This is a genomic window from Flavobacterium collinsii (assembly GCF_946903285.1).
Classification (GTDB): Bacteria; Bacteroidota; Bacteroidia; order Flavobacteriales; family Flavobacteriaceae; genus Flavobacterium; species Flavobacterium collinsii.
In genome coordinates, this window is the sequence record NZ_OX336425.1 from 5318900 (window position 1) to 5331714 (window position 12815).

At 32.9% G+C, this 12815-nt stretch carries 14 protein-coding genes; 11 read left to right on the top strand and 3 right to left on the bottom strand.

What is annotated here, in order from left to right; translation table 11 throughout:
• Positions 1-97: 97 nt before the first annotated feature.
• Entirely contained in the window at positions 98-1099 is a 1002-nt protein-coding gene (locus OGZ34_RS21255) for a hypothetical protein (protein ID WP_263361663.1), read from the bottom strand.
• A gap of 357 nt (positions 1100-1456) precedes the next feature.
• Between OGZ34_RS21255 and OGZ34_RS21260 the strand changes: the two genes are divergently transcribed.
• The 8 genes from OGZ34_RS21260 to OGZ34_RS21295 all read left to right on the top strand — a co-directional run bounded on the left by OGZ34_RS21260 (position 1457) and on the right by OGZ34_RS21295 (position 7344).
• On the top strand, positions 1457-1639 hold the full coding sequence (locus tag OGZ34_RS21260; protein ID WP_173966423.1) for a hypothetical protein: 183 nt from the start codon (positions 1457-1459) through the stop codon (positions 1637-1639).
• A gap of 58 nt (positions 1640-1697) precedes the next feature.
• Entirely contained in the window at positions 1698-3401 is a 1704-nt protein-coding gene (locus tag OGZ34_RS21265; RefSeq protein WP_263361664.1) for a tetratricopeptide repeat-containing sensor histidine kinase, read from the top strand.
• A 7-nt stretch (positions 3402-3408) separates the two neighbouring features.
• Positions 3409-4077 carry a response regulator gene (locus OGZ34_RS21270; protein WP_263361665.1) on the top strand — a complete coding sequence of 223 codons (669 nt, stop codon included), beginning with the start codon at positions 3409-3411 and terminating at the stop codon, positions 4075-4077.
• 204 nt (positions 4078-4281) lie between these two features.
• Entirely contained in the window at positions 4282-4884 is a 603-nt protein-coding gene (locus tag OGZ34_RS21275) for a PH domain-containing protein (RefSeq protein ID WP_173966420.1), read from the top strand.
• A 3-nt stretch (positions 4885-4887) separates the two neighbouring features.
• Complete coding sequence (locus OGZ34_RS21280; protein ID WP_173966419.1) at positions 4888-5097, top strand: TM2 domain-containing protein; 210 nt, start codon at positions 4888-4890, stop codon at positions 5095-5097.
• Between the two features lie 22 nt (positions 5098-5119).
• A complete protein-coding gene (locus OGZ34_RS21285; RefSeq protein WP_263361666.1) occupies positions 5120-5542 on the top strand; it encodes a hypothetical protein in 423 nt (140 codons plus the stop codon).
• 24 nt (positions 5543-5566) lie between these two features.
• Positions 5567-5776 carry a hypothetical protein gene (locus OGZ34_RS21290; RefSeq protein WP_263361667.1) on the top strand — a complete coding sequence of 70 codons (210 nt, stop codon included), beginning with the start codon at positions 5567-5569 and terminating at the stop codon, positions 5774-5776.
• A gap of 215 nt (positions 5777-5991) precedes the next feature.
• On the top strand, positions 5992-7344 hold the full coding sequence (locus OGZ34_RS21295) for a GH1 family beta-glucosidase (protein ID WP_263361668.1): 1353 nt from the start codon (positions 5992-5994) through the stop codon (positions 7342-7344).
• A gap of 311 nt (positions 7345-7655) precedes the next feature.
• On the opposite strand, the gene OGZ34_RS21300 is transcribed toward OGZ34_RS21295, so the two are convergent.
• A complete protein-coding gene (locus OGZ34_RS21300) occupies positions 7656-8273 on the bottom strand; it encodes a hypothetical protein (RefSeq protein ID WP_173966416.1) in 618 nt (205 codons plus the stop codon).
• A gap of 332 nt (positions 8274-8605) precedes the next feature.
• On the opposite strand from OGZ34_RS21300, the gene OGZ34_RS21305 reads away from it, so the two are divergent.
• The 3 genes from OGZ34_RS21305 (at position 8606) to OGZ34_RS21315 (ending at position 11993) form a co-directional block, all read left to right on the top strand.
• Positions 8606-8788 (top strand): hypothetical protein, encoded by a 183-nt coding sequence (locus OGZ34_RS21305; protein WP_263361669.1) that lies wholly within the window; start codon positions 8606-8608, stop codon positions 8786-8788.
• 56 nt (positions 8789-8844) lie between these two features.
• Positions 8845-10554 carry a tetratricopeptide repeat-containing sensor histidine kinase gene (locus OGZ34_RS21310; RefSeq protein ID WP_263361670.1) on the top strand — a complete coding sequence of 570 codons (1710 nt, stop codon included), beginning with the start codon at positions 8845-8847 and terminating at the stop codon, positions 10552-10554.
• Between the two features lie 422 nt (positions 10555-10976).
• Entirely contained in the window at positions 10977-11993 is a 1017-nt protein-coding gene (locus OGZ34_RS21315; protein ID WP_263361671.1) for a type I restriction enzyme HsdR N-terminal domain-containing protein, read from the top strand.
• Positions 11994-12186: 193 nt separating this feature from the next.
• Here OGZ34_RS21315 and OGZ34_RS21320 read toward each other — a convergent pair whose 3' ends face one another.
• On the bottom strand, positions 12187-12735 hold the full coding sequence (locus tag OGZ34_RS21320) for a 5' nucleotidase, NT5C type (RefSeq protein ID WP_263361672.1): 549 nt from the start codon (positions 12733-12735) through the stop codon (positions 12187-12189).
• Between the last annotated feature and the right edge of the window lie 80 nt (positions 12736-12815).

The window sequence follows — 12815 nt, forward strand, 5'->3', positions numbered from 1 at the left end:
CGTAATCCGACATTCCAAATTTAAAGGAATAAAAAACGGAAATGACTTTCTTAAAAGTTATTTCCGTTTTTTTTATTTAATCTTCTAATGAACTCATTTATCTATTTACATATTTATTCAAGATGTAATGTGTTACAGGTCTCAACGGACTTTTATTTTCCGGATGCCTGCCATGCGCATCAAAAAGGTCAATTCCATTTGCTGCTTTAGCATACCATACAATTGCTACTCCGTTTTTATCAAAATAAGTCGTTGTATCACATACTTTAATCTTTTTAAGATTGATTAGCGTTGGATCTAATATTTCAATATCAGCATACTTAACAGGATCTTCTATTTTCAAATCACAATCTACCATTTCATAATGGTCGCCTGACCACTGCATGCATTCCTTATCTTGAAAAGCATAATAAGTACTTACACTTATTAAACACAAAAGACCAATAATTCCCATAATAGTAAAATGCATTTTTGTTGGAAATTTAGTCCCATTGTTCTTTTTAACATTTAGATCTACGAGTGAATTGATTTGTGGTTTTATAACTTCAATACCACTTACTTCTTCTCTTCCAATTATTTTTTCTCTTTCTTTTCTCTTTAGAAAATTTTCCAAGATTCCAGGGTTCTCACTTTGTTCCTTTTGGGGATTCAATACTTCTATTTTTTCTTCATCTTCAATTGGATCTTCAACCTCAATTGGATCTTCATCATCAATCGGACCTTCCTCTTCAAATAACTCCTGAATTCTAAATTTAGTAAAAGGCCTTGCCTTAAAATCAACCAGGATTGCAGCCATATTTATTGCTTCCAAATTTGCGGGATCTGTTTTTCCTTTAAAAAAATTTTCAATTGGTCTGAATTTATCGATTTGCTCCTCAAACCTATTCTTTTTATTCACGTCAAAAGCTAGTCCCAATAAAGAGCTAAAAACATTTAAATCATCCTGATTTCTGTTTTGCTGCTGAAATAACTCCCAACACAAATTACGCAGTTTTGCTCTGGTAGGACCACTCAAATAAACAAAATGGTCGCCGTTTTTTTCTATCTCATATTTCTTTTTAACAGCTTTTTTATAATCTTCAAAAGTATTGTTTGGCATAGGTTTTTAGGATTTTTAAGGATTTGTCAATTGGATTTTCAAGGACTTTTACGGAATTATCAGGACTTCAAAAAATACATCGGAATTCCCGGAATTCCGTATCAATACAGGCTTACAAGGGTCGTTACTTTGCCTTCAGAATCAGTTAACGTTTTGATCTGCAGGTCAAAAACAAAAGTACAAAACTAGTTCAATTAAAAAGTGCGGAAAACCGTAAAACGGAATTTATCCGGGAAGTATAAATGAAAATTTTACTGTCTACGCACTTCACTTCCCAACAAAATTGGCATGGCCATAAAAAGATTCAGAAGAGTTCTGAACAGGGCATGCTACATCTAATTTTTAAATCTAAATATCATGAAAAATTTATATTTGATGGGAGCAATTGTGCTTCTTAGTACCACTTTATTTTCTTGCACTGCTGACGATTACGATACGGCAAAAACGAATGAGAAACCTACAATACCTGCATATGCTGATGGTCCCGGAGATTTACCCATAACAGTTCCACCACCGCCACCACCGCCACCAATAAAATAATGGAGAAGTAAGATATTTCATTAATAATTAATTAGTATTTTCGGGGAAAGTAACTTTTATGGTACGATCCCCGTTTTTTTATTTTTTATTTTTCCTGCTGCTTCTTTCCTGTCAAGAGCAAAACATCCCTACTTCTAATGCTTCATCCATCAGAAAAGATGCTATTGACTATGTCGATAAAGGAAGGATTAGTTTTCAAAACAAAAACTTTAATACCGCATTCTATCAATTTAACAAATCGAAAATAGCCTCCGAAGCAATAAAAGACAGTGCCAATGTGGTGTACAATCTTATCCAGATGGCTACTATTCAACAAATAAACGGTGATTATTATGGTAGTAAAGAAACACTGACTGAGGCTTTACCCTTCATTAAAAAGAAAGACGTTTACAGTGCTGCGATTAACAACTTTTTTGGAATTGCAGACAAAGAGCTTTCACTTTATAATGATGCTATTTTTTATTATCAGGCGGCCTTAAAAGATTGTACTGATGATAGCTGTAAACAGTCTCCTTTAAATAATATTGCAGTCGTTTATATTCAACAGAAAAAATACGATAAAGCAATCCAAATCTTAGAACCTTTACTCCAAAATGAAACACTGGATAAAGATCTTGTCAAAAAAGCCAGTATTCTGGATAATCTTGGTTTTGCCTATTTCAAGAACGGAGCAACTCAAAAAGGACTTTCGTTAATAAATGAAGGTTTTGAACTGAGAAAACAGTCCAACGATCTGTACAGAAGTATTGAAAGTAATTTGCATCTAGCTGAAATCTATGCCAAAACAAAACCTGAAAAATCAAACCAATATGCTCAGGCAGCCTATCAGCTTGCTACACATTTCAATAGTGTTGACGAACGTTTAAGGGCTTTGTCCTTTTTAATTTCTAATGATTCAGGAATTAAAAATGTGCAGTATGCTCAAAAGTTCATTTTCATAAACGACAGTATTATTAAAATCCGAAACAACTTTAAAAATAAATTTGCCAAAATAAAGTACGACTCCAAAAAAGAAAAAGACGAAAATCAAAAACTTCGTTTAGAAAGAGCCGAGAACTTATTGTCAATTCAGGAAGCCAAATACCAAAGGTTGTTTTTTATCCTTGGAATTGCTGTTTTAATCCTTTCCTTACTGTATTTGAGAAAATTTTATCAAAACAGAAACCGAATCGGAAAATTAACAGCGGCATACGATACCGAAACCCGAATTGCCAAAGACATCCACGATGAATTGGCAAATGATGTTTTTAACACCATCACCTTTACCCAAACACAGCCTTTGGAAAGTACCAATGTAAAAGACAGTTTAATTCAAAAACTGGATCATATTTACAATAGGGTTCGCAGAATCTCAAGAGAGAATAATGAAATCGATACTAAAGTAAATTATGCCGTCAACTTAAAAGAAATGCTTTCGACTTATAACAGCCCTACTACAAACGTCATTATTAATAATATCGAAAAAGTAACCTGGGACCTCATCGACGACGTTAAAAAGGTTGCTGTATATCGCGTTCTACAGGAATTAATGGTGAATATGAAAAAACACAGTCAAGCATCGATAGTGGTTCTAAAATTTGAAAATGCGACTAACAAAATACTTATCGACTACACCGATAACGGAAAAGGCTGTCAAAAAGATAAAATTATTAAAAATGGTCTTCAAAATATGGAAAACCGTATTCGGGCCATAAAAGGAACTATTATTTTTGACACTGAACCTAATAAAGGTTTTAAAGTAAAAATAACACTGCCTAAATAAGAACTCTATGTTTAAAAAAGTAATAGTTGCCGAAGACCTTGATACTATGAATTTAGGAATCGAACAAGTCTTAAAGGATTTGAATATTATCAATTTTCAACAATCAAAATATTGTGATGAAGCCTTTCTAAAAATACGCAAAGCAATTCAGGATAATGAACCTTATGATTTGTTAATTAGTGACCTTTCCTTCAAAACAGATCACCGCGAAGTAAAAATTGTTAATGGTGATGAACTGGTTCAAAAAGTGCGTGAATTACAACCCAACATTAAAATCATTGCTTATTCGGTTGAAGATAAAAACTACCGGATTAAATCTCTTTTTGATAATGCAAAAGTGGATGCTTTTGTATCAAAAGGTCTCAATAGTATTGAAGAACTAAAAAAAGCGATTCACCTTATCTCGACTTCAGATCAAAAGTTTATTTCCCCCGAAGTCGCCTCTGCACTTCAGGAAAAAAGCAATTTCGAAATCGATGATTTAGACATACTCATCTTAAAACATCTGTCACTGGGATCACCGCAGGACGATATCATAGAAACCTTCAAAGAGATGGGCGTAAAACCCAACAGTAAAAGTGCAATCGAAAAAAGAATCTCTAAACTAAAAGACTTTTTTAAGGCAAACAATACGATTCATTTGGTTACGATTACCAAAGACATGGGAATTATCTAGAAGTTTCTTGTATTTCATTATAAATTTTAAAAGCTCCTTCGGGGGCTTTTTTTATGGTCCAATTATAAATTTTCCAGATTATGGATTTCCGTAAAATACTGGTTCTTAATGAAACTACATTTGATAAAAATAAAAGAATGATTCGTCCAGATCAGCTATTATTAGAATTACCCGAACGCAAATAATAATTTTAAAAAACCAATTATGATAAACGATTTAAAAAAATTCTTAAACGAAGAACAAGACCCAAAAGCAGTTGAAAAACTATTAACCAAAGTCAATGGATTACTCACATCAGGTGAACAAGTAGAATACATAGCAGTACAAAAAAAACCAGCCTTAAATTTATCACCCGACTGTATTGCCCTAACGAACAAAAGAATAATCTTCTGTAGGCCGAAAAATTTAGGTTTGTCAATGGATTTTCAGGATTATGCCTGGAAAGATATTTTAGATTGTCACATGAAGGAAGGAATTATGGGTGCAACTTTTACGATGAAGACGACCACAGGAAAAATGAACATGCTTGATTATTTACCAAAGTCACAGGCTAGAAAATTGTATCAATTTGCTCAGGAAAAAGAAGAAGAAATGATTGTTTACAGACGCGAACACGATCTTGAAAACAAGAGAGCGATTGCCGGAGGAGGAATAACTGTAAATACCGGGACATTAGCTCCTCAAAGTACAGAGCAAAAAGAAGATCCTATTGAAACGCTTAACAAACTCAAAAAATTACTAGAAGGGGAAATCATTTCGCAAATAGAATTTGACTCAAAAAAAACAGAAATATTATCTAAAATGTAAATTATGAAAAGTAAACTAACTGCAACAATTTTAACTTTCTTTCTTGGAGGATTTGGAATTCACAAATTCTATTTAGGAAAATCAACACAAGGAATAATGTATATCTTATTTTGCTGGACATTAATCCCCTCGATACTGGCTTTCTTTGAATTTTTCGGATTGTTATTTATGTCGGATCATTCCTTTAATGTGAAGTACAATAATGGATTCTAGCTTTTAAACACATTAAAAAAATATGCTTAATAATTATAGAATCTTCTATAAAATCTCATTCCTGTTTCTAACACTAGGAATGAGCTCCTGCCATAAAAAATTACCTCCTCAAAAAATAAACACTTTTTATCAGGAGGTAATTACTCCGGCAGATCGCCAGACTATTAATCCCGAAGAAGCCAAAACCTACCACGTAGACACTGAATATCAATATAAATACCGAACAGGCACTTCAGGGAATTATGAATACAACTACAACGTAAAAGGGGTTGATGTTAAGGGAGATTCTGTTTTTGGAAACATCAATGTAAAAGGAAAATATGGCGCAGGAATCTTAAAGTTTGATTCTATTCCTGATCTCGAAATTAAAACAGAATGGATAGAACATGGAAAACTAAATGCGAAAGATTTAAAAGGTAATACTTATCAACTAGTCGTTCAGTAACCAATTTCCCAAAAACCTATTCCTATGAAATACACTTTAATCCTCCTTCTTCTACTTCTAACCTCTTTTCATTCATTTGAAGCCAAAGTATTTATCTGCGGTCCAACAGGGGCTAAAAAATACCATTACAATGAAAATTGCCGTGGTCTTTCTTCCTGCCGCAATGAAGTTACTAAGGTATCCGTTAAGCACGCACAAGGTCTTGGACTTAGCCTTTGCGGTTGGGAAGATTAATCTTTTTAGTGCAAACCAAAATCATTTAATCATTTGATAACAACCACTTTACATTCAATTCACATTAGTTTTATTAATTTGAATAAAACTAAATATTATGAAATTCTTTAATCTAAATTTTCTGGTTTCATTCAAAGAATGGCTTTTTTTAAGAGCAATGCAATCTTCTTTCCTTCATTAATAAATTACAATTTAAAAAAGGAAAGTACAATTGAATGAATAAAGTTGAGACCTCATTTTTGCACAAAAACCAGTTTGGAGATGATTTCTTGTGGGGTGTTTCAACCGCCGCTTTCCAAATTGAAGGCGCTCCTGATTCCGATGGCAAAGGACGTTCTATTTGGGATGTTTTTACTTCTCAAAAAGGAAAAATAAAAAGCGGACACCATGCCTTAACCGCTTGCGATTTTTACAATTCTTATCAAAGCGATATCGAATTAATCCGTGATCTGAACATTCCGAATTTTCGATTTTCGATTAGCTGGCCTCGAATTATGCCTACTGGAGTTCTTCCAGTAAATGAGGCAGGAATAGTTTATTACAACAAAATTATTGATTCACTGCTCTCTGCCGGAATAGAACCCTGGATTACACTTTATCACTGGGATTTACCTCATGAATTAGAAATAAAAGGAGGCTGGACCAACCGCGAATCTGTTAATTGGTTTTCAGCGTACGTTGAAGTTTGTGTGCAAAACTTTGGTGATCGTGTTAAAAACTGGATGGTTATCAATGAACCTTCGGTTTTTACAGGAGCAGGATATTTCCTGGGCATTCATGCTCCGGGAAAAAAAGGCATTACCAATTACCTGAAAGCCATGCATCATGTAACTTTAGCTACAACTGCAGGTGCCAAAATAATACGAAATCACATACCGGACGCACATATTGGAACCACATTTTCCTGTACACACATCGAGCCGGCAACACAATCTTCAAAAGACGTCGAAGCGGCAAAAAGAGTAGACACGCTATTAAACAGAACTTTTATTGAACCTATTTTAGGATTAGGCTACCCTCAGGCCGATTTGCCGGTATTAAAAAAGCTAAATGCTTATATTGTAGAAGATGATCTCAACAATTTGTCTTTTGACTTTGATTTTATAGGTCTGCAATGTTATACTCGTGAAGTTGTAAAATCGTCTTTACTCATTCCTTACATTGGTGCCGAACTGATCAGTGCCGAAAAAAGAAATGTCATTTCAACCGACATGGGATGGGAAGTTTACCCTCCTGCTCTTTATGAGGTCCTGAAAAAATTTAACGCCTACAAAGGCATCAAAAAGATCATTATTACCGAAAATGGTGCTGCCTTTCCGGACACACTAAAAAATGGAAAGGTATACGACATCAAACGCACGCATTACATTCAGGATCATTTAGAACAAATACTCAAAGCCAAAAAAGACGGTCTTAACGTTGACGGCTATTTTGTCTGGACGCTTACTGATAATTTTGAATGGGCTGAAGGTTACAACGCCCGCTTTGGACTAATACATGTCGATTTCGACACACAGCAAAGAACCATCAAGCATTCGGGATTATGGTTTAAAGATTTTTTGTCTTAGAATTACTTTTTGAAAAAGTAATTCTAGACATTCCAGTTACCCGAAAAAATAGATTTTATTGGCATACAAATTAGGATTACAGGGCAACAAAACTCCAAAAAAAAACACCTATTTAACAGCAAAAAAACACCTATTTTCCTTGTATTCATTAGGTTTACTGGTTATTTTTCCTTATCTTTATAGTATAAATAACAGTAAATATATGCCGAAAAACACACTATCTAAACGCCCAAATTATTCCTCAAAAAATTATTCTTTTACTCTCTTCACGCATTTTATTTTTCAAAATGCTTCTCAATTTCATTTAGCGACTATTCCGTTTGATCTTTTTTCCGCACAAAGTATAATCGTGCAGAAGACACAAAAGCGACCGCCCCAACTGTAGCCGTAATTATTTTTCTTGGATAGATTTTCTTCACTATTTTTTTAGAGAGTACGTACTTAAAATTATAGAAACGATTTCCTTTTTGAGGGTAACTTTCCACAAGATTACCTTCCTCTACGATCTCTATCTGAGCAGCTGCATTCATTTCGACAACACTTACCATGTGTTTGACCTCATTGATTCTGCACTTTTCATTAAACTTTTTAAAAGGGCGTGGCTGGAAATCAACGATAACAGCTGCAAGATTTATTGCATCAATATTCGATGGATCAGTTTCGCCTTTAAAGAAAGTTTCGATCGGTCTGAACTTGTCTTTTTGTTCATTATACTTATTCTTTCTCGTATGGTCAAAATCCAAACACAATAAATTTCTAAAAACATTTAAATCATCCTGAGTCGGGTTATTTTCGTAAATAATCCAGCACAAGTCGCGGAGTTTTCCACGAGAGGGGTTGTACAAATAATCAAAGTATTCTCCTTCTTTCTCAATCTCATATTTACTCTTAATCGCTTTTTTAAATTCTTCTAAAGTCTGGCTATGCATGTTATTTTTTTAGGATTTTTCGGGATTTCTTGGGAATCTCAGGAAAACGTGGGAATTCTGGGAATCCCCTATCAACAAAGGCTTAAAAGCGTCTTTACTTTGCCATAGAAATTAGTTCAAGTTTTATCTGCAGATTAAAACAAAAATATAAAACTAGTTCAAATTAACAGTGTAAAAAAACAGTAAGACCGAGTTTATTCGGGAAGTGTAAATAACGTCTTACAGTTCTACACATTGTACTTCCCAAAAAAACCAAATTGGTATTGCCCTAACCAACCTCCGGATCAACTCCGGTCAGCAATACCCATGTCTAATTTCTAAATCTAAATAAAATGAAAAAGCTAATAATTTTTATCGCTTTCACGATACTATTCACTATGTTCTCCTGTACACCAGATGAATACGAAACTCAAACCAAACAGGAAACAAAGAAAACTATTGATCCGGCAAAACCAGCTTTTGCTGATGGACCTGGTGATGGTGGTAACACACCTCCACCTCCGCCAGATAAATAATAAAAATATATTTTAGTATCTAAATTAATTACTAATTTCGGGGAAAGTAAATTTATATGTTACGGTCCCCGTTTTTTTATTTTATTCTCCTTCTTTTTCTATTTTCTTGCAAAAAAAAAGAGGCCTTAAAAACAAACACAGAAGCTATTCGAAAAGAAGCGCTTAGTTTACGAAACAAAGCAATTGAAATTCATGATAAACAAAACTTTAATACTGCTTTTGACCAATTTTATAAATCAAAACAACTTTATGAAACTATAAAAGACAGTGCCAATATCGGTTACATACTTATTGTAATGGGATCTATCCAGCAAGTTAATGGGGATTACTACGGTAGTAAGGAAACAGTTACTGAAGCTTTATCCTATGTAAAAAAAAATAGTGTTTATACTGCTGAAATAAATAATAGATTAGGGATTGCTGACAAAGAACTCTCTCTTTATAATGACGCCATTTTTTATTACAAAGAAGCTGTAAAAGATTATTCAGATCCTGCAGATAAGTTAACTCCCTTAAGTAATATTGCCCCTGTATATATCCAACAAAAAAAATATGACAAAGCTATTGCAATTTTAGAATCAATCTTAAACACTAAAATACTAGACAACAAAACATTATCAAACAAAAAAGCGAGAAATCAAGATAATTTGGGTTATGCTTATTTCAAAAAAGGAATAGATGAAAAAGGTTTCTATTTAATGACTAAAGCGCTCAACACCAGAAATGAAATTAAAGATGCTTATGGCAGTATTGAAAGTTACCTACACCTTGCCGATTACTATGCTAAAAAAGACATCCTGGAATCAAACAAAAATGCTCTTACAGCTTATAACATTGCCACAAAACTAAACAGTGTAGACGAAAGATTAGAGGCACTACAAATTTTAATTTCGAATGATCACGGTCCTCAAACCAGCAAATACGTACAAAAATATTTCACTTTAAACGACAGCATTATTAAGGTTAGAAACAACTTTAAAAATAAGTTTGCCAAAATTAAATACGATGCTAAAAAAGAAAAGGATGAAAATGCAAAACTTCGTTTAGAAAAAGCCGAAAATCAATTATCCCTTCAAAAAGCCAAATATCTGCGAATTGTATTTGCCATAGTTTTTGTTTTCTTAGTCATTCTAATTGTAATTGTGGTACGTTACTATAAAAATAAAAACAGAGCAATCGAATTTAAAACTTCCTATATCACCGAAGCCCGAATCGCTAAAAAAATTCACGATGAACTGGCAAATGACGTATTTCACGTGATTGCTTTTGCCGAGTCCCAGTCCCTATCTAAAGAAAGTACCAAAGAGAATCTACTCCAAAAATTGGATGATATTTATGGCCGTGTAAGAGGAATTTCGAGAGAAAATAATAAGATTGATACGGGTGTCAATTTTACCCACAGCATCAAAGAAATGCTTTCGACTTACAATACCAACGACAGAAATATCATTGTAACCAACCTAGAAACTATCAACTGGGAAGACATTAACGATACCAAAAAAATTACCATCAGCAGGATTTTACAGGAATTAATGGTAAACATGAAGAAACACAGCCAGGCTAGTATTGTTGGAATAAAGTTTGAAAATAATGAGAAATCAATCTCAATACGCTATACTGATAACGGCAAGGGTTTTGAAAAAGCCACTACGGCAAAAAATGGTCTCCAAAACATGGAACACCGCATTCAGGCTGTTAAAGGAACCATTGATTTTGAGACAGAACCGGATAAAGGATTTAAAGCAAACCTATCCATACCGAAGTAAACATAAATTAAAGTTTAACATTGTAATTGCAATCACTTGATTTCTGGTGAAGCCAAAATAAAAAACCTTTCAAGATTACTCTCAAAAGGTTTCTCCTTCAAAAAACAGGTTATTAAAAAATTCCTGTATGTTGTGTGCTATATCCAGTCAACTTAATATAGTTTACTATTACAGTATAAGGAAAGATTCAAAATTAACTTCACTAAATTAAACAGGTATAAATACCTATTAGATTACAAAAGGGAAATGTTAGTTTTAAACATTCATAATTTACTATATCAATATGGTTTTCCGTAAAGTAAATATTAATTTAATCATGATATTTGTTTTTTTATAAACGATGATCTTAAAAAACTTATGCCTTGGTTAATTTTTATTAACTTTCTAAATCGCATAATTTGTCAAACTAACAACCCAAAAAAATGACCACCAATATTCCGAAACAATCTATCAATCAATTAAAAAAAACACTAGAGAACTTTAAAATTAACGATGCGATTGAGTTGTGCACAAATGAAGCTCAAACCCGTAAATTTTTAATAGAGCCCTTTTTTCATCTTCTAAATTATATGCCGAATGATTTGATACCAGAATACAATGCTGATTTTGGTGAACGTATCAGTCAAAAAATTGATTATGCTATTTTATTAAATAAAAAAGAAACTATTTTAATAGAAGCAAAAAAATACAATAGTAGATTAAGCGATAAAGAAGCAGGTCAATTAAACGGTTATTTCAATAATACGAAAAACTCTAGAATTGCTATTTTAACTAATGGAATTGAATATAGATTTTATTCAGATATTTTACAACCAAATGTAATTGATAACAAACCATTCTTTGTGTTCAACTTATCTAATTATTCAGATAGAGATCTGGAAACTTTAATCAAATTTGACAAAAGATATATCGTGGTCAATGAGATTATAAATACAGCCCAAGAATCTGTTTTTGCGGAGGATTTTGAAACAAGTCTGTTAAAGGAATTTATTGCTCCTTCAAAGGATTTATTAAAAATAATTCACCGCAATATGAGTTTTAAGACCAAATTTAATGATGAAACTCAGGGAAAAATGATCAAAATGATCAATTCTGCTTTATTGAAATCTCTATATGATAAAAAAGTTATTGACGAATCAAATTCAAATACTGGTGGAATTATTACGACTGAATCTGAAATTCAGGCTTATCACACCATCAGAACATTGCTAATCCAAAATAGAAAAATACCTAGCCAAAGAATTTTCTTCAAAGATTTTAAAAGCTCTTTCAACATTAGTATTGACGAGCATCCTAAAAAAATCATTTGTAAATTAGTTTTCACTGACTCAAAAATGAAACTTATTATTGAGAATAATGAATACTTATTATCAAGTATAGATGATGTTTTGAAGTATAAAAATGAACTAACAAATAGAACACTTATTTTACTTGAATAATCCATCCAAATATTTTCTATAAGACCAAGCCTGTTTACTAGTCATTGCAAATACAAAGTCAGCTGAATTTGCAGGGTATTATCTTTATAGACTTTGCGGATTTATTTTACCATTCAGTTTGAGAAAATAAATCCGTAAAATCTGCAACCCGAACGATGACGAATCAGCAAAACAAATCTGCGTGCAAATAAACTTAGTTCAAATCAGTTACGATGTCTTTTTCTAGAACTTCAACGGCTTCTTTCCAGTTGTTTACTCTTAAGTGATGTGTTTGATTAACATTATGGAATGCTGTAAACATGATAGGTTTTCCCATGCAATGGTCTAAATTTTTTCGGTGATCGTCAATCATATAATCTGTATTGATAATTCTTTTGCTTCCGCATAAAATAATGTTTTCCCAGGTGATAAAAGGAAAATGTTCTGCAAGCCAGGCCACTTTTTCGGCCAGTGATACCGGAAATTCGGTTGCGGCAGAAACAATAAAAATTTCAAAGTTTTCCTGTAATCGACGTAAACTTTCGACTGCATCAGGCATTACAGGCAGACTTCTAAAAAAATTATCGGCATTTAAAACTTCACGCAAAAGTGTTCTGTCTATAAAAGCATCTTCTTCACTTAACCCCCGAATAGTCTCTTTGGTAAGTGAAGCTCCACTCTCTTTATTGTACTGTTTTATTAATTGTATTTCGATGTCGGCAAGTACGCCATCCATATCAATGGCAATTGTTTTCTTTTTCATTTTGATTTATTTTGCAACAAATTTACGCAAATATTGCAAAGTTTTGCAATTTTAACTTATTTTTGCAATATAAATTTGCA